Source organism: Arthrobacter sp. UYCu712, assembly GCF_040547005.1.
Taxonomy (GTDB): Bacteria; Actinomycetota; Actinomycetes; order Actinomycetales; family Micrococcaceae; genus Arthrobacter.
This window is the reverse complement of the sequence record NZ_JBEPOZ010000003.1, coordinates 59,453-77,059: the sequence shown is the minus strand read 5'-3', so window position 1 is coordinate 77,059 and position 17,607 is coordinate 59,453. Positions and strand designations below refer to the sequence as shown.

The following is a 17,607-nucleotide window of genomic DNA, read 5'->3' as shown; positions in this document are numbered from 1 at the left end:
CGGCCGGAAGCTGCTACATCCGCCCGAAACGCGCCCGGAGCAGGGCGAACGCGCCGTAGGCAATGAACCCCGCCCCGATCGCGACGAGCAGCACCGGGCCGAACGGGTGCCCGAGCAGCGCCTTGAGGCTCCCGTCCAGTCCCGTTGAGGAATCGGGGTTGTTGGTCGCCGCGGCGATGACGAACAGCAGCCCGGTCAGGATCAGCGCCACCCCCTTGGCCACGTGCCCGGACACGCCCAGCCCGCTGATCAGCTTCCCCCTGCGGGTCCCCTCGAAGCGGTGCAGCTCCTCCTTGAATTTCTTGCCGAGGCCTTTGGCGATGAAGTACACGCCGATCCCCATGATGGTCAGTCCGAGGCCGACCAGGGCCGGAGCGCCAAGCGGGCTCTGGACCAGGGCCGTGCTGAAGTCCCGGGTCGAGTCGCCGGAATCCCCGCGGGTGCCGAGCGCGAAGCCGGCGAAGCTCAACCCGACGCTGCCGTAAGCGATGGCGAGGAAGCCGGAGGAAATTAGCTTGCCCAGCCGTTCGCCGCGGGGGAGATGGCGTGCCCGCAGGGTCGCTTCGCTCAACTGCCAGAGCGAAAGCCCGGCGCAGGCCGTGCAACCGGCCCACATCACGGCAGGGCCCCAGGGGTTCGCCGCGAGCTGTTCGATGGCGCCCGTGGGGTCGGCCTGCCCCGGGGCGCCGAGGACCAGGGCGAGGGCGATGGCCCCGATCACGATATGCAGCAGTGCCATGACGGCGAAACCCGAACGTGCGACGACGTCGAGCACCGGGCTGTTCGACGCCGTCTCGGCGGCGTCGGCGGCATCTCCGAGCGCAGTGTCGCGGTCTGACATCGGTTGCGCCGCCGCCCGCCCGCTCAGCCGGTCATGGGGCCTTCGGCATGGATGTCTTCCGCGCCGGCACCCACTAACGTCACTGTGCACCGGACAATGAGCCCGCCGGGGACTGAGTCCACCTGGACGAGGGTACCGCCTTGTTCGATCACCGCGTACGTTTCCGTCCCGGCTTCGACCTCGAAACCGCGCGAGGCGGCATCGTGCTTCGCGTTGGCCAGTGCGGCCTCCCGGAGCGCGTCCAGGTACCCCGGCTCGTCCACCCGGGTCCTGTCGCCGAAGGACCAACCAAAGAGTTGACCAGTTTCTTCCATGGCGCTGATTTTACGCGCGGGACCCGGTTTCCGGCGGGTGAACCGGCCCGGACGCCGGACTACCACCTTTTTGGTAAGTGTGCTTACCATGGCCGAATCATGCCCGGGTTTTTGGACATGCTCCCGGCGGCGCACCGCCACACGCTGGTGCGGCGTTTTCCGGATCCGACCACCGACGATAGGAAGCTCAACATGGCAGGTAATCTAGTTGCCCGATCCATCCACGACCTGACGGCAGGCGCCTGGTTCGGCGGCTCGCTGATGGGCGCCATTGGACTTAACGGTGCGACGGCGGAAGCCAGAGACCCCGCGGAACGGACCCGGCTGTCCAGCCTCGGCTGGAAGAAGTGGGCCCCGTTCCAGGCGGCCGCTTTCGGTGCGCACTTCCTCACCGGCCTTGCCGTCATATGGGAGAACAAGGGCCGGATGGCCAAGCAGGACGGAGTCACCCGGCTGACTGCCTACAAGTCGGTCGTCACCCTCGCAGGGGCGGCGGTGACGCTCTACGCGGGCCTGCAGGGAGCCAAGGTGGACAAGCTGGCCAGTGAGGGAGCTGAAGGGGCAACGGAGCCCAAGCCTGGCGCGTCCGAGGAACTCCGTTCCGCGCAGCAGCAGTTGAAGATCCTGCAGTGGGCCATCCCGGTGTTCGCCGGCTGGGTGATCGTGCTCGGTGCCAAGCACGGTGAAATGCAGCGCCCCAAGAACGTTTTCAAGGGCCTCGCACGGTAATTGGCGGGTGACGCCGGGGTCCGGCGACACAAAGGCCTCCGGGAGGAACAGCAGTTCCTGCCCCGGGGGCCTTTGTGTCGCCGGGCTCCTGCTGCTGGGCGCAGGAGGCGGCCGCTAGAAGTCGGCGTTGCCGGCGCCGCTCACGGTGGCCGACCGCCGGCCGGGCTGGCTGAGGGCACACCGCTGAGACAGAGCATCTTCGAGCGACCTTGGAGAAACCCTAGGCGGTTACTCCTGAAGCCATTCCGCACAGGAGTTCAGGTTCCGGGTGACGCTCTCGACGGCGGCAGCCTCGTCGCGGCCGGCAATGGCGTCCACCAGCTCGCCGTGGCCCTCGTGCGGCAGGCCGTTGAACCCTCCCCGGCGCTGCTGCCGAAGGAGGTCGTTGTGGAAGATGACGCCGAAGCTGACGTACAGCTCGTGCAGAAGGGGGTTGGCGGACGCCTCGGCCACCAGCACGTGGAAGTCCCAATCGGCGCGGGCCCAGGCGGCATAGTCTCCGGCCAGCCAGGCGACGCGGCGTGCCGTGAGCAGCTCGCGCATGCCGGCGATGTCGCCGGCCGTCGCGTGGCGGGCGGCGAGCCGGGCGGCCTGGGTGTCCAGGCCCACCCGGACCTCGAGGATGTGCTCCTGGGAATGGTCCTGGTACATACGCTGGGTGGCCCCCGCGATCTCGCTGGTGGCCCGGACGTAGGTGCCGTCCCCGCGGCGGACCTCGAGCATTCCGCTGTGGGCCAGGGCCTTGATGGCCTCGCGCAGGGTGCCGCGGGAGACGCCGAAGGCCGCCATCAGTTCCGGTTCGGCTGGGATGCGCTGCTGCAGCGGCCACTCGCCCGAGTGGATCAGGGCCCGCAGCTTCGCGGTGACTTCGGCCACCAGCGGGGGCCGGTGCGAGGCGGTGAGGGTCATCGCGGGGTCCTTTCGGCGGACTGCGGAATTTTGGGCCGGGCCGTGAGGAGCTGGCCGACGCCGATCTGGCCGAGGGCCACAGCCAGCAGCAGGATCAACGGCAGCGTCCAGGAGCCAGTGGCGCTGTGCAGCAGGCCCATGCCGAAGGGACCAAGAGTGGCCAGCAGGTAGCCTGCCGACTGGGCCACCGTGGACAGGGCGGTGGTCTCCGCCGTGGTGCGGCCGCTGCGGCTGATCATCACCATGACCAGCGGGAAGATGCCGAGCCCGAAGCCCAGAAGTACCGCCGTCAGAGGCGCCCAGTCAACGGGCAGCACCAGCATCGCCAGGACGCCGAGCGCCATGGTCACGGTGGCCAGAAGGAACGCGCCGCGCAGCCTGCTTGGGCGGGATCCGATGGCCACCAGCACCATGCCGGCGGGGACGGAGACGAGCTGCATCAGCCCGAACATGAGCCCGCTCGCGGAAGCGGTCATCCCCATTGTCACCAGCATGTAGGGGAACCAGCTGAGCACCGCGTAGGCCAGGAGCGCCTGGACCGTGAAGCCGAGGGTGATCAGCGCCCCAGTGCGGGTGCGCAGCAGCGGCCAGGGGGACACCCGGGCGGCCTTGACGGCGGACGCATTCCGGTGGGCATGCACCGCAATCGGAACGAAGCCGAGGCAGGCGCACAGGGCCATCAAACCGATGGATCCGACGCCCGCGGAGGGCGACCCGAGCGCTTGCGCCACGGGGACGATCAGGACGGCGGTGACGGTGGCGCCCGTGGTCATGGTGACCGTGTAGAGGGCCGTCATGAGGGACGTGCGGTCCGCGAAATGCACCCGGATAAAGGAGGGCATCGCCACGTTGCAGACGGCCAGCCCGGACATGCCCACCACGGTGCCGGCCAGCAGCATTCCGGTGGACGGGATGCCCCGCAGCACCAGTCCGGCGGCCAGCATCACGAGGGAAAGCAGGATGGCCTTTTCGAGTCCGAGTTGCCGGGTCAGCCAGGAGGTGGCGGCGCCGGCCACCGCGAAACACAGTGTAGGGATCGACGGGATGACAGCAGCGATCAGCGGTCCGTAGCCAAGGACAGCCTGCAGGTCGTGGAGCAGTGCGGCGGCCCCGGTGATGCCGGCCCGCAGGTTGAGCCCGATCAGCACGATCGCGACGACGCCGGCCACCACCACGCCGCGCTGCTGCGCGCCGCCGGTGCCGGGCAATGGTGCTGTCTCGGGAAGGGCGGACGCCGCCGTGCTGCTAGCCATGCTCATATTCAAAGGTTAGACGTTTGACGTTTGAAATCCGGACTTAAGTGGCAAAAATCTCGGCGAGAGACAGCCGTTGCGGCGGGAGGCCCGCGTGGGCGGCCACGGCGGCGGCGTAGCCGGCTGCGGCCGGCACCGCGCAACTGAGCATTCCGTGGACCGGGGCATGATGCGGGCACTCGGTCCGGTACACCCCGGGGCTGCCCGACGGGAGCAGCCGCAGGCTGGCCGGCTCCAGCGACAGCCCCAGGCCGGCGGCCTTCAGGACGGCCTCCTTGGCCACCCACAACCGCATCCGGGCGGCGTCGTCGTCTTTCTTGTCGTCCTCGGCGGAGCCCTCGCCGGAACCGTCATGGCCGGCGAGTTCGCCGGGGGCCACGGCGAAATCGTCAAAGCCGTCGAACACGCTGGCCGGGATCTTCTCGAGGTCCGCGCCGAGGCTGGCGCCGGCCGGACCGGCGGCTGCCATCACGGCGCCGTGGCTGCGGGACAGGCTCAGGCCGGTGCCCTCGATTTCGGGCTTTCCATGGTCGGTGCCGCCGCAACCGCTGCACCGGCGGCGGACCTCGAGGCCGGCGGCGGCGCCGGGCCCGAGCCCCAGCTGCCGGGCGGCCAGGAGCCGGAACAGGGCGTGCGAGGCGGAGTAGTCCAGCCGGTCCGCCGGGCGCCGGAAGCGGCCGGCGGAGGCTGCCTCCGCCGGAGACAGGAACGCGTCGAGGCCGCCATGCCCCAGGCAGGCGGCCTCGATCCCGGATGACGCCACAGCCACGTAGACGGTGCGTGCGGGCAGTGTCATCCGGTGCTCATCTCTTGCTGATCCTGCGGTACTGGGCGATGGCCAGCGGTGCGAAGACGGCGATGATGCCGACGCTGCACAGGACCGAGTACAGCACGGCGTTCTCTGCGGGCCAGCCGGCCGGGGTGCCGAAGCCGGCCGGGGCGCTGTTGCCGAAGAGCTCCCGCGCCGCGGTGGCGACGGCGGTGACGGGATTCCATTCTGCGATCACCCGGAGCGGGCCGGGGAGGGACGTGACGGAGACGAAGGCGCCGGAGACGAAGGTGACCGGAAAGAGCCACACGAGTCCCAGGCTTTGCGCCACTTCCACGCTCCGGGCCGTCAGGGCGATGACGGCCCCGATCCAGGAGACGGCGAAGGCAAACAGGAGCAGCAGCGACAGGGCGGCCAGCGCGGAGCCAGGGCCGGTGGTGATACGCCAGCCGATGGCGAGCCCGCAGGCCAGGGTCACGACGACGGACAGGACGCTGGTGAACAGGTCCGAGGAGGTGCGGCCCAGGATGACGGCCACGCGGGACATCGGCAGGGAGCGGAACCGGTCGATCAGCCCGAGCTGCAGGTCCTTGGCCAGGTACACGGCCGTGAAGGAGGCGTTGAACGTCAGGGTCTGGGCGAGAATGCCGCCGATCAGGAAGCTGCGGTACTGGTCCCCGCCGAGGGTCCCGCCGAAGACGAAGCCCAGCAAGAGGACGAACATGACGGGCTGCACGATTCCAGTGACCAGCGCGCCGGGCGTCCGCAGGACGTTGATGAGGTTGCGTCGGGCAATGACGGAGCTGTCCCGGGCTGCTGCCGTGATGGCGCTCATACGAAGGCCTCGGCCTTCTCCGGCATGCCGGGTTCTGCAACCGGGGCCACGGGGGCGGCCGGGCGGCCGGTCAGCTGCAGGAACACATCGTCCAGGGTGGGGCGCCGCAAGGACGCTTCTTCCACGGGCAGGGACTGCGCGTCCAAGTCGGACAGCACTTTCACCAGGAGCCGGTGGCCGCCGGGAGCGGCCATGGAAATGCTGAGGTTCTGCGGATCCTGTTCCGGGCGCGCGTCCGGTCCGGCGGCCCGCGCCAGCACGGCGGTGGCGGCGGGCAGGTCCGCGGCATGGCGCATCACGACGTCGATCCGTTCCGATCCGGCGCTTTGCTTCAGCTCGTTCGCCGTCCCCTCCGCGATGACCCGGCCGTGGTTGATGACGGCGATGTGGTCCGCGAGGCGGTCGGCCTCTTCAAGGTACTGGGTGGTCAGCAGCACGGTGGTGCCGTCGGCAACCAGCCGTGAGACCACATCCCACGTGTCGAGCCGTCCGCGCGGGTCCAGCCCGGTGGTGGGCTCATCGAGGACCACCACTTTGGGGCGTGCCACTATGGCGCCGGCCAGGTCCAGCCGGCGGCGCATGCCGCCGGAGAAAGTTCCCGAACGTTTCCCGGCGACGTCGGTCAGCCGGAAGCTCTCGAGCAGTTCGTTCGCCCGGGCGGCCGCCGTGCTCCGGTTCATCCCATACAGCCGGCCCACCATGTGCAGGTTCTCGAAGGCCGTGAGTTTTTCGTCCACGGCTGCGTACTGTCCGGACAGGCCAAGGTTCCGCCGGACCAGGTCGGGGTGGCTCAGCACCGAATGGCCGGCGACGCGGGCGTCGCCGCTGTCCGGAGCCAGCAGGGTGGTGAGCACCTTGACGGTGGTCGTCTTGCCGGAACCGTTCGGACCGAGCAGGCCCAGGACGGTTCCTTCCCCGGCGCCGAGGGTGAGGCCGTCCAACGCCTTGAAGCTGCCGAAGCTCTTGCTGACGTTCTCGACCCGGATCACTGCGATGCGGCGAGTTCGGCGACCCTGCGCGGGGCCATATCGGTCCACGTCCGGGACACGTAGTCCAGGCAGGCTTCCCGGCTGTCGGGTCCGAACATCGTGACCCAGCCCTGCGGAACTGCCGCAAAGGCGGGCCACAGGGAATGCTGCTGGTACTCATTGACGAGTACGGAGAACGTTGCGGACTTGTCATCGAATGGATTCGTCACGTTGACCTTTCCTGTCGGTTCTGGCGTACGGAAATCCCCTCACGTGCAACAGGGGCATCACTGGTTATTCGTCTCCGCCGCCCAGCCGGATGGCCAGCGCGGGCATAATTGCCTTGAGAGCCCGGTCACTTAAGAGCTGGGAATGGCGCTCATCCACCGCGATGTCGGTGATTTTCCCGGTGATGAACGGCTGCCAGGCGGCACCCTCCGGTGTGCCGTCGGGCACCTCGCGCGTGGCCCGGAAGAACAGCAGGTCGCCGCGGAACCGCTGCGGCGGCTCGTCGCGGATCAGGCGGGCCAGCTCAGGGAAGTTCTCCACCATGGCGTTGACGGAGTCCAGCGGTACGCTGCCCAGCGGGTTGTGGTGTTCCCGCAGGATTTCCAGCGCGCGCGGACCGTCCAGCTCCGCCAGGTCTTCCTCGGCCAGCGCGTAGCCCTGGGCCTGGAGATAGCTGGCCCACAGGGCGGGGCCGGTCCCGACGTCGGTGTTGTGGTCCTGGTTGCCGGGGAAGGCGTCGAGGATAGCCAGGAACGCCACCTCCTCGCCGAGTTCCTGCAGCCGGGTGGCCAGCCGGTGGACCAGATAGCCGCCGAAGGACCAGCCCATCAGGTGGTAGGGCCCTGCCGGCTGCAGGGAGCGGATCTGCGCGATGTAGTCGTCGGCCAGTCCGGTCAGGTCAGGGGCGTCGACCAGGTGGGTGCGGCCGGGCTCCATCCCGGGCATCTGGAGTCCGATCAGCGGGCGCTCCGGGTCCAGCCGGCCCAGCATGGAGGCGTAACCCCAGCTGATCCCGGAAGCCGGATGCACCGCGAACAGGGGAGCCTTGGCCCCTGCCGTGCGCAGCGGAAGGAGTTGCCCCAGGCTGTCCGCCGCGCTTTCCTCCGCCCCCTTGGCCGCCTCGCTGAGCAGCCCTTCCACGGTGGGTGCCCGGAACAGCGACTGGACCTGCAGAGCGGTGCCCAGAGCCGCGTTGATCTTGGCGATCAGCGGCCGCGCCAGGAAGGAATGCCCGCCCAGTTCGAAGAAGGACTCGTCGATCCCGGCGCTTTCCAGCGAAAGCACCTCCGCGAAGATCTCCGCGACGGTCTTTTCCTTCGGCGTCCGGGGCGCCAGCCCCGCGCTCCGTGCGGCGCTGCCGGGATCCGGCAACGCGGCGGTGTCCACCTTGCCGTGCGGCGTCAGCGGAACCTCCGGGATAACGACGACGGCGGCCGGCACCATGTAGTCCGGCAGCAGCCCCCGCACGTGGCGCCGGACGGCGTCGGGCAGCGCGCTGCCGTCCGGTGCGGTGTCGGCCGGGACGACGTACGCGAGCAGCCGGAGGCCGCCGGCGTCGTCCCCGACGGCACGCACCACAGCCTCCCGGACCCCGGGAGTGCTGCGCACGGCCTTCTCCACCTCGCCGGGCTCGACCCGGAAGCCGCGGATCTTGAGCTGGTCATCGTTGCGGCCGGCAAACTCGAGCCGGCCGTCGGTGTGCCGGCGGACCACGTCGCCGGTGCGGTACATCCGCTCGCCGGCCCCGGCGAAGGGATCGGCCACAAAACGTTCGGCAGTCAGCTCGGGCCGTCCGCGGTAGCCGCGGGCAAGCTGACGGCCGCCGACGTAGAGCTCGCCCGTGGCACCGGGCAAAGCGTGCTGCAGCCGGCTGTCAAGCACGTACAGCCGCGTGCCTGCGGTGGCCGTGCCCAGCACGGGGCCGTCGGAGTCGGACACCCGGGCCACGACAGCGTCCACGGTTGCCTCCGTGGGGCCGTACAGGTTCCAGGCCTGGACGCCCGGGCGCGCGGAAACGGTGGCCCACAGTCCGGCGTCGAACGCTTCGCCGCCCAGGGCGAGGCTGAAGCTGCCCGCGTCGCCGGCATGCCGGTCCAGGAGCCCGGTGAACACCGGCTCGCCGAGCAGCTGCCTCAGGTAGCCGGGCGTCGTCTCCCAGACGTTGATGCCGTGCCGGTCGAAGTAGGCGGCCAGCTGCCCGGCGTCGCGGCGGATGCTGTCGTCGACCAGGTGCAGCTCGTGGCCTTCCACGAGCCAGAGGATCGGATCCCAGGAGGCGTCGAAGCCGACGCCCGTAGTGTGGGCCACCGTCCGGCGGGCGGGCAGGCCGGACATCAGCGTCTCCCGGTGCGAGTCCAGCAGCGCCGCGAGGGCTCCGTGGCTGACGTCGACGCCCTTCGGCCGTCCGGTGGACCCGGAGGTGAACATGACGTAGGCCAGGTCGAGGGGGTCCGTGTCCCTGATGAGGCCGCGGAAGTCGCCGGCGGTGCCGGCCCCTGCCAGTTCCTCCAGCAGCAGCACCCGCGGCCGGACGGCCAAGGTGGCCAGCACCGCCTGGGCCCGTGTTGCCTCGGCGCGGCTGGTGAGGATCACCGGCGGCGCGGCGTCCTCGATGATGGCCGCGGCGCGTTCGTCCGGGTACTCGGTATCGATGGGGTTGTAGACGGCCCCGGCGGCCAGGACACCGAACATGGTTTCCACCGTGCCCGGGGAGCGGGGGAGCAACACGGAAACCACGTCGCCGCGGCGAACGCCCGCCGCGGCCAGGGCCGTGGCGATCCGTGCCGCCGAGGCCGCCAGTGCGGAGAAGCTCAGGGTGCGCCCGTCCGCGACGAGGGCGGCCGCATCCGGCGTCGCCTCCGCTGTCGCGGCGAAGGCCGCCAGGATGCCCTCAGGCTCAGTGGCAGCGTCCGGGCGGGAACCGGCTGTGGCCGCCATGAGCTCCCGGGCTTCCGGCTCCCCGATCAGGGGAAGCAGCGCGATGGGGGAGTCCGGGGCAGCCGCAGCCAGCTCGAGGAACCGGCTGAAACTATCGGCCAGGCGCCGGGCTGTCTCCCCGCCGAACATGGCCGAGTTGTAATCGATGGTGGCGAGGAGGCCGTTGTCGGCGTCCGGACGGAAGGTGAACGAGAGGTCGAACTTCGCTTCCCCCGAGGCCGTTTCCGGCTCGGGCGTCACCCGGACCCCCGGCAGTTGCGGGACTGCCGGGGCCTCGTTGTCCACCGTGAGCATCGTCTGGAACAGGGGGTGCCGGCCAAGCTCGCGTTCGGGGTTCAGGGCTTCGACGAGCCGTTCGAACGGCACGTCGTCATGGTCGAAGGCATCGAGGATGCTTTCCCGGGAGCGGGCCACCATGGTCCGCAGGCTCGGGTCAGCGTCCGCGTTCACCCGCAGCGGGAGGGTGTTGACGAAGAAGCCGACCAGCTGCGAGAGGGCCCGGTCCGTCCGCCCGGCCGTCGGGGAACCGATCACCAGGTCGTCGCCGGCGCCGGTGCGGTGCAGGAACGCCGCGAGGCCGGCATGGAGCGTCATGAACAGGCTCGCGTTCGACGACGAGGCGAGGCTGCCCAGGGCCTTGACGCTCGCCGGATCCAGCCGGAACGTGAGCTGGCGCCCGGGCTGGCGTGCCTCGCGTGGCCGGCGTTGATCCGCCGGCAACATCAGTTCGGCCGGGATCCCGGCCAGCGTGTGCCGCCAGTGGTCCAGCTTGGCTGCGAGGACGGGCCCCTCAAGCTGTTGCCGCTGCCAGTTGCTGAAATCGGCGTATTGCAGGGGCAGGTGCTCCGGCTCCGCGGGAGTGCCGCCGCCGAGCGCGGTTTCATAGGCCCGGGAGAGGTCCCGCGCCAGCGGCGCGAGCGAGGCCCCGTCGCTGGCGATGTGGTGCATGACGAGGTGAAGGACCCACTCCGGGGTGCCGGCGGGGCCGACGCGGATCAGCCGGGCCCGCAACGGCAGCTCCGAGCGGACGTCGAAGCCGCGTTCGGCGTCCTGCCGCAGCAGCCCGGGGACCTCCCTCTCGGAGGCGGCGGCGCTGATGTCCAGCCGCGTCCCGGCGTGCTGGGTGTCCGGGGCGCAGTCGCCGGGAGCCAGGATCAGCTGCCGGGGCACACCCTCGGTCTCCGGGTACACCGTCCGGAGGACCTCGTGCCGGCGGAACAGCGAGCCGACGGCGGCGTCGAGCGCCTGTTCGTCCAGCCGCCCGGTGAGGCGCACGGCAAGCGAGATGTTGTAATCTGCGGAACCGGGGTCCAGCTGGTTGAGGAACCACATGCGGGATTGCGCGTAGGACAGGACCAGCGGCTCCGGCCGGGTGGCAGACGCGCTGCCCAGCCAGTCGGCGAGGGAGGTGGCGGCCGGTTCGTTGTCCGCGCGGCGGACCACGCCGGAGGCCGGCGCGGAGTCCGCGGCCCGGGTGTGCCGGTGGACCGCGGCGAGCAGCCCGGCCGGGGTGGGCTCATTGAAGAGTGTCCGCAGCGGCAGTTCGGTGCCGAAGGACTCCCGGATGCCGCCCATCATCGAGACTGCCAGCAGGGAGTGCCCGCCGAGCAGGAAGAAGTCATCGCCCATGGTGACGGCGTCCACGCCTAGGACCTCGGCGAAGATTCCGCACATGGTGCGCTGTTCCGCGGTCCGCGGGGCGTCGCCCTGCCCTGCGCCGGTGCCGGCGGACGGTGCGGGGAGTGCCCTCCGGTCCAGTTTTCCGTGCGCCGTTAGCGGGATGGCGGGAAGCTTCATGAAGAGGGCCGGGACCATGTAGTCCGGCAGCCTCGCGGCGGCCAGGCTGCGCAGTTCTTCCGGTTCCGCGCCGCCCACGTAGTAGGCCACCACACGGTGGGCCGGTTCGCCGTCGGCCACCGCGACGGCCCGGCCGATCCCGGGGTGCGAGGCCAGCACGGCCTCGATTTCGCCGAGTTCGATCCGGAAGCCGCGGACTTTGACCTGCTCGTCCGTGCGGGAAAGATATTCCAGCGATCCGTCCGCGGTGCGGCGGACGAGGTCACCGGTGCGGTACATCCGGCTGCCGTCCGCCGCGAAGGGGTTGGCGACGAAGCGCGAAGCCGTCTCGGCGGGGCGGCGGTCGTAGCCGCGCGCCATGCCGGGGCCGGCGAGGTAGAGCTCGCCCGGCACCCCGGTTGGCACGAGCGCGAGGTACTGGTCCAGGACGAAGGCATCTGTGTTGGCGATGCCGCGGCCGATCGTTGGGGATCCGCCCGTGATCCGGGCGGTCACCGAGTCCACGGTGAACTCGGTGGGACCGTAGAAGTTGTAGGCCGAGACCTCCGGCAGGGAAGCCAGCCGGTTCCACAGCTCCGCGGACACCGCTTCGCCGCCGAGGGCAAGCAGCAGCGGCTGTGCCTGGCCGGCACCGGCGTTGCCGGCCCGGCGGGCGTCGTCAGGTGCGTCCAGCAAGCCGTACTCCAGCAGCTGGCCGGCGTACGACGGCGTCGTCTCCAGCACGCCGATGCCGTGGCGCCGGCAGTAGCCGGCCAGCGATTCGGCGTCGCCGCGCACCTCGTCGGCCACCAGGTGGAGCTCCGCCCCGGCGATCATCCAGAGCATCGGGTCCCAGGCCGCGTCGAATCCGAGGCCCGCGATGTGCGCCACGGACACCGTCTCCACACCCGCCGCCTCGAAGCGCGGGCTGTACAGGGTGCGGTGGTGGTGGTTGTACAGGTTGGCCAGGGCCTCGTGCGTGACGGCGACGCCCTTGGGCCGCCCGGTGGACCCGGAGGTGTAGAGCACATAGCCAAGATCACCGGCGGCCGGGCGCCGCTGCGCCAACGCGGCGTCGGAAATTCCCGTGCCCGCCGCTAGCAGCGTGCCGACGTCGAGGGTCCGGGGACCTCCGGTGGAGCCGGGCGCGGCGGAGATGACGACGGCGGGGGCGCCGTCGTCGAGGATGACGCGGATTCGTTCCTCCGGGTAGGAGAGATCGACGGGGACGTAGACCGCACCGGCGGCCAGCACGGCGAGGGCGGCGGCGACGACGTCGGAGCTGCGGGGGAGCGCCACGGCAACCCGGTCCCCGGGTTCCACGCCGGACGCCAGGAGCCCCTTGGCGAGGGCCTGGACCCGGGTGCTGAGTTGTTCGAAGTTCTGGCCGTGTTCCGGGCCGGCCGGGCCGACCAGGGCGGAGGCCTTCGGCGTACGGGCCGCCGTGGCCAGGAAGGCATCGACGACGGTCGCCGGGTCCGTATCCTCCGGACCCGTTCCGGACCGGAGGCTCTGCTCCAGGGCAAGCGCGTGCTGTTCCCGGGACTGGATCCGCAGCCGGTCCAGCGTGATGCCCGGGTCCGCCGCGAACTGCTCCACGACGGCCAGGTAGCCGGCCACGAGCTGGGCAGCGGTGGCCCGGGAAAACAGGGCCGGGTTGTAGGCGAGGGAGCCGCGGATGGCGGATCCCCCGCCTGCAGCCTGGCTGTCGGCGTCCTCTTCGGCAAGGTCCAGCAGCAGGTCGAACTTGGCGCCGCCGGGTTCCTGGCTGAGGTCGGCCGTGGCCGTCAGCCCGTCCATGGACAGTCCGGCGGAGCCGGTGTTCTGCAGCGTCAGCATCACCTGGAAGAGCGGGTGCCGGTGCTCGGATCTGGCCGGGTTGAGTTGCTCGACGACGCGTTCGAACGGGGCGTCCTGGTTAGCGTAGGCGTGCAGGTTGGTGTACCTGACGCTTTCGACGAGTTCCGCCGCGGTCGGGTTGCCGGAGGTGTTGGTCCGGAGCACCAGGGTGTTGACGAAGAAGCCGACGAGCTCGTTGAGCTGGGTATCGGTCCGCCCGGCCACCGGTGTGCCCAGCGGAATGTCTTCCCCGGCTCCGGTTTTGGTCAGGAGGGCCGCCAGCGCGGCCTGCAGCACCATAAAGAGGCTGGCGTTGTGTTCCCGGGCCAGCGCGTTGAGCCTGGCTACGGCTTTCGGGCTGATGTCCAGCGGCACGGACGACGCCGGCTCGGCAGCGCTCTTCGCGCCGCGCACGAAGTCGAACGGCAACCGGAGTTCCTCGGGGGCGCCGCGCAGTTCGCGGTTCCAGAATTCAAGCTGGCGGGAGATGGCGCTCGCGGGATCGTCCTCGCTGCCGAGCTCCCCGCGCTGCCAGAGGGTGTAGTCGGCGTACTGGACCGGCAGCGGGGCCGGCGGGGTGCCGTCGCCTGCCAGCTGGCGGTTGTAGGCCGCCGAGAGGTCCCGCGCGAGGGGCGCCAGGGACCAGCCGTCGGCGGCGATGTGGTGGAGCGTTATTGCCAGCACGTGCCGGTCCGGTGCCTGCTGGAACAGGACGGCACGCAGCGGCAGCTCACCCGTCACGTCGAAACCGCGGCGGGTTTCCGCAGCCAGGGCCCCGGCAAGCGCGGCCGCGGGGCACTGGACTGCCAGCAGCTCCACGGGGCGCTCGCCGTCGGCGAGGATGTGCTGCACAGGCTCGCCGTCGACCAGCGGGAACAGGGTCCGCAGGCTTTCGTGCCGGCCGGCCACCTGGTTGATGGCCCGGTGCAGCGCGGCGACGTCCAGCGGGCCCTTAAGCTCCAGGACCACGGGAATGTTGTAGGCGCCGGATCCGGGGTCGAAGCGGTTCAGGAACCACAGCCTGCGCTGGGCGAAGGACAGCGGAATGGCGGCGGGGCGTTCCGCGGGCTGCAGGGGATGCGCGGTGCCGGCACCCAGCTCCAGCGTCTCTGCGAGGGCGGCCACGGTGGGCTGTTCGAACACCGTGCGCAGGGCCGGGGCAACACCGGTCCGGTCCCGCAGGAGCGCTACAAGCCTCGTGGCCAGGAGGGAGTGGCCGCCGAGTTCGAAGAAGTCATCGTCCAGGCCGACGGCGTCGAGCCCCAGGACCTCCTTGAAGGCCTCCGCCACGATCCGTTCGCGCTCGTTGCGGGGCTCGGTGGCCGCCGCTTCCTGGCTCGGGGCCGGCAGCGCCCGCGTGTCCAGCTTGCCGTTGGCGGTCAACGGAATCGACGGAATCTGCTGGATGGCGGCCGGCACCATGTAGTCCGGCAGCTGCCGGCGGGCCAGCTGGCGGAGCTCCGCCGTGTCGACGTCGCTGCCGGAGGTGACGTAGCCGAGCAGCTGGTCATAGCCTGCCCGGTTTTTCGTCACGGCAACGGCGGCATGTTCCACACCGGACAGGGCGCGGAGGACCTCTTCGATTTCGGCGAGTTCGATCCGGAAGCCGCGGATTTTGACCTGCGCATCCATCCGGCCGCGGAACTCAAGGGTGCCGTCCGGAAGCCGCCGGACGACGTCGCCCGTGCGGTACATCCGGGAGCCGTCCGGTACGAAGGGGTCGGCGACGAACCGCTCGGCGCTGAGCCCGGGCTGGTAGAGGTAGCCGCGCGCCAGGTTGACGCCGGCGACGTACAGCTCGCCGATGGCGTTGACGGGCACCGGGTTCAGCCCGGAGTCCAGGATGTAGTGGCGGCTGTTGGCCACGGAGCCGCCCAGGCTGGGTTCGGTGCCGGGGTGCATCACCGCCGTCAGCGAGTCGACGGTGGTTTCCGTGGGCCCGTAGAAGTTGTAGGCCACAAGGCACTCCCGGCCGGCCAGGGCGTTCCACAGGGCCGGATCCACGGCCTCGCCGCCCAGGGCGACCACCGACGGGTGCGGGTCCTGGTCGAACAGTCCGCCGGCCAGCAGGACCTTGGCGAAGGACGGGGTGGTCTCGATCGAGTCGATGCCGGTCCCGGCCAGGTAGCTGCTGAGCGCTTCCGGATCGCGGCGGGTCTGGTTGTCCACGAGGTGGAGTTCGTGGCCGGCGATGAGCCAGAGGATCGGGTCCCAGGAGGCGTCGAAGGAAAGCCCGGCGGTGTGCGAGACCTTGAGCTTGCGCCCGAGCCGCTCTTCGGCCGGCCGGAAGATGCTGTCCCGGTGGGAGGTGTACAGGTTCAGCAGGGCAAGGTGCTCGACGCCGACGCCCTTGGGGCGGCCGGTGGAGCCGGACGTGAAGATCACGTACGCGAGGTCCTGCTGCCCGGCGGAGGGCTCCAGCGCCGCGCCTTCCTTGCCGTCCAGGCAGGAGAGCACCAGGGGGGAGTCGAGCACGGTGACCGGGACGTCGCTGGCCAGCTCGTCGTGGCCGCCGGTGCCGGCGCCGGTGAATGCCGACGAGGTCAGCAGGCGGACGGGGGCGGCGTCCTCGAGCATGCCCTCCACCCGCCCGGCAGGGTAGTCGGGGTCCAGGGGAAGGTACGCGGCCCCGGCCTTCAGGATCGCCAGGATCGAGACCGGCAGCAGGACGCTGCGTTCCAGGCGCACGGCGACGGTGCGGCCGGGCCCCGCGCCGTGGCTTCTGAGGAACCTGGCCAGCTGGTTGGAGCGCCGTTCCAGCTCGCCGAACGTGAGCTCGCCGTCGGGCGCCACGACGGCGGTCCGGGACCCGGAGGCCCGGGCGCTGAGCTGGAATTCCTCCACGATGGTGTGCGCTGGCAGCTCCGTATCGGCAGCCTCACCGGCGGCCAGCAGGGAGCGTTCCTCGGCTTCCGTGGTCACCGCCAGCGCGGCCAGCTGGGCGTCGGGTTGTGTCGCCACGGCTTCGAGCAGGCGGACGAAGCGGTCCAGGTGGTCCTCCAGCTGCCGGGCGTGGTAGAGGCCGGCATTGGCTTCGAACTGGACGGTGGCGTGGCCGCTGGCCGCCTCGGCGTCTGACCCGCCGGTGCCGGTGCCGGCGCTGCCCAGGCCGTGGATGATGATGGAGAGGTCATCGACCGGGCCCGTGGAGAGGATGTTCATGGTGCCGCGGGCGGGGCCGAAACTGATGTCGTCCAGGACCGGCAGGATGTTCAGCGAGGGGCCCAGATAGCCGGTCTGGGTGGACAGGTCTTCGTAGCGGAAACGCTGGTGGATCAGTGCCCCGCGCAGGGTGGTGCCCACGGTGCTGACGGTTTCCCGGACGGTGGCGCCGGGGGCCAGGACCGTCCGGATCGGCAGGATGTTGGACAGCATGGACGGGGTGGACTTCGCCAGCTGGCCGCGGCGTGCGGTCACGGGCAAGGCCACGGACACCTCACGTTCACCGGTGATCCGGTGCAGATAGAGTGCGGCGGCGGTGAGGACCAGGGCCGGTCCCGAGCCAACGGCGGACTCCAGCGCCGCTGCGGTGGCGGCAGGCAGCCGCCGGGCGGCGCGGACCAGCGAACCGGCCGATCCATCCGGCCGGCCTGCGAGGCCCGTGGCCGGGGCAGCGTCCTGAAGTTCCTGCTCCCAGTAGGAGCGGTCCGTTCCGGCGCTGCTGGATTCCGGATACTCCCGCTCCGCCGTCAGCAGCTCGGACAGGGATCCGAAGGCCGCGGGGCCGGGATCTCCCCCCGCGGTGACGTCCGCGGTGCTGCCGGTCCCGACCAGCAGCGTGGCGTAGAGCTCGGCCACACGCTTGAGCACCAGCACGGCCGAGTAGCCGTCCAGCATGAGGTGGTGCACACGCTGGTAGAAGAAGTGGCGGTCCCCGGACAGCCTGATGAGTTCCATGTGCAGCAGTTCATCGCTGCCCGCTTTCCGCGGCAGGCCCATGTCCGCGTCCATCAGCTCCCGGGCCGCGGCCTCCCTGGTCCCGGTGGCGCCATTTTCGGCAACGCTGCTCAGGTCGGTGAGCACCAAAAGGGCGGGTCTTGCCTGCGGGACCTGGAACGGACCGGAGTGGTCTTCTCCGAACGCCATATTGAGGGCGTCCGTCCCGGCGACGGCCTGCTCCACGGCCGCCGCGAGCACGCCCGCATCCATCGGCCCGGCAATCTCGACGAACTGGCCGATCTGGTACCGGGGGTTCTCGGGCGCCAGCTTCTGTGCATACCAGATACCGCGCTGGGCGGTAGTCAGCTCGAGCCTCCCGGCGGAGTCGTCAGGACGGGCATTCAGGGATTTCGGGGACATGGTCCTTCTCGGTGTCTCAGGGACCCGGCGGATGCATCAGGGCATGCCAAACGGACCCGCGCGTCAGCTCAGGCAGGGGTGATCCGTGGGCAGGCCAGCCGGTGCGGCGGGCCCGTCCACGGATCGGCG

10 protein-coding genes are annotated in these 17,607 nt (G+C 70.6%); 1 reads left to right on the top strand and 9 read right to left on the bottom strand.

Features of this window, described 5'->3' with window-relative positions:
• Positions 1–13: 13 nt before the first annotated feature.
• Positions 14–841, bottom strand: a complete 828-nt coding sequence (locus tag ABIB51_RS04065) for a DUF1206 domain-containing protein (protein WP_354185730.1) — start codon at positions 839–841, stop codon at positions 14–16.
• A gap of 23 nt (positions 842–864) precedes the next feature.
• Positions 865–1,155 carry a hypothetical protein gene (locus ABIB51_RS04060; protein WP_354185728.1) on the bottom strand — a complete coding sequence of 97 codons (291 nt, stop codon included), beginning with the start codon at positions 1,153–1,155 and terminating at the stop codon, positions 865–867.
• A 192-nt stretch (positions 1,156–1,347) separates the two neighbouring features.
• Between ABIB51_RS04060 and ABIB51_RS04055 the strand changes: the two genes are divergently transcribed.
• The gene (locus ABIB51_RS04055; protein ID WP_354185726.1) at positions 1,348–1,884 is read left to right on the top strand and encodes a hypothetical protein; all 537 of its coding nucleotides are present in this window, start codon (positions 1,348–1,350) and stop codon (positions 1,882–1,884) included.
• A gap of 228 nt (positions 1,885–2,112) precedes the next feature.
• Here the strand turns inward: ABIB51_RS04055 and ABIB51_RS04050 are convergent, their stop codons facing one another.
• From ABIB51_RS04050 to ABIB51_RS04020, 7 genes are all read right to left on the bottom strand, one after another.
• Positions 2,113–2,793, bottom strand: coding sequence for a FadR/GntR family transcriptional regulator (locus ABIB51_RS04050; RefSeq protein ID WP_354185724.1), 681 nt, complete (start codon positions 2,791–2,793; stop codon positions 2,113–2,115).
• Positions 2,790–4,046, bottom strand: a complete 1,257-nt coding sequence (locus ABIB51_RS04045) for an MFS transporter (protein ID WP_354185722.1) — start codon at positions 4,044–4,046, stop codon at positions 2,790–2,792. The genes ABIB51_RS04050 and ABIB51_RS04045 overlap by 4 nt, the downstream gene beginning before the upstream one ends.
• Positions 4,047–4,089: 43 nt before the next feature.
• On the bottom strand, positions 4,090–4,842 hold the full coding sequence (locus ABIB51_RS04040; protein WP_354185720.1) for a 4'-phosphopantetheinyl transferase family protein: 753 nt from the start codon (positions 4,840–4,842) through the stop codon (positions 4,090–4,092).
• A gap of 7 nt (positions 4,843–4,849) precedes the next feature.
• Positions 4,850–5,650: an ABC transporter permease gene (locus ABIB51_RS04035; protein ID WP_354185718.1), complete on the bottom strand. Its 801-nt coding sequence runs from the start codon at positions 5,648–5,650 to the stop codon at positions 4,850–4,852.
• Positions 5,647–6,639: an ATP-binding cassette domain-containing protein gene (locus tag ABIB51_RS04030; RefSeq protein WP_354185716.1), complete on the bottom strand. Its 993-nt coding sequence runs from the start codon at positions 6,637–6,639 to the stop codon at positions 5,647–5,649. Before ABIB51_RS04030 ends, ABIB51_RS04035 begins: the two co-directional genes overlap by 4 nt.
• Positions 6,636–6,848: an MbtH family protein gene (locus ABIB51_RS04025; protein WP_354185714.1), complete on the bottom strand. Its 213-nt coding sequence runs from the start codon at positions 6,846–6,848 to the stop codon at positions 6,636–6,638. Before ABIB51_RS04025 ends, ABIB51_RS04030 begins: the two co-directional genes overlap by 4 nt.
• A 64-nt stretch (positions 6,849–6,912) precedes the next feature.
• Entirely contained in the window at positions 6,913–17,478 is a 10,566-nt protein-coding gene (locus ABIB51_RS04020; RefSeq protein ID WP_354185712.1) for a non-ribosomal peptide synthetase, read from the bottom strand.
• Positions 17,479–17,607: the final 129 nt, after the last annotated feature.

What these genes read in the sequence shown, in the direction of transcription:
- ABIB51_RS04065 (WP_354185730.1), bottom strand. Translation starts at nt 841, where the DNA reads ATGTCAGACCGCGACACTGCGCTCGGAGATGCCGCCGACGCCGCCGAG.
- ABIB51_RS04060 (WP_354185728.1), bottom strand. Translation starts at nt 1,155, where the DNA reads ATGGAAGAAACTGGTCAACTCTTTGGTTGGTCCTTCGGCGACAGGACC.
- ABIB51_RS04055 (WP_354185726.1), top strand. Translation starts at nt 1,348, where the DNA reads ATGGCAGGTAATCTAGTTGCCCGATCCATCCACGACCTGACGGCAGGC.
- ABIB51_RS04050 (WP_354185724.1), bottom strand. Translation starts at nt 2,793, where the DNA reads ATGACCCTCACCGCCTCGCACCGGCCCCCGCTGGTGGCCGAAGTCACC.
- ABIB51_RS04045 (WP_354185722.1), bottom strand. Translation starts at nt 4,046, where the DNA reads ATGGCTAGCAGCACGGCGGCGTCCGCCCTTCCCGAGACAGCACCATTG.
- ABIB51_RS04040 (WP_354185720.1), bottom strand. Translation starts at nt 4,842, where the DNA reads ATGACACTGCCCGCACGCACCGTCTACGTGGCTGTGGCGTCATCCGGG.
- ABIB51_RS04035 (WP_354185718.1), bottom strand. Translation starts at nt 5,650, where the DNA reads ATGAGCGCCATCACGGCAGCAGCCCGGGACAGCTCCGTCATTGCCCGA.
- ABIB51_RS04020 (WP_354185712.1), bottom strand. Translation starts at nt 17,478, where the DNA reads ATGTCCCCGAAATCCCTGAATGCCCGTCCTGACGACTCCGCCGGGAGG.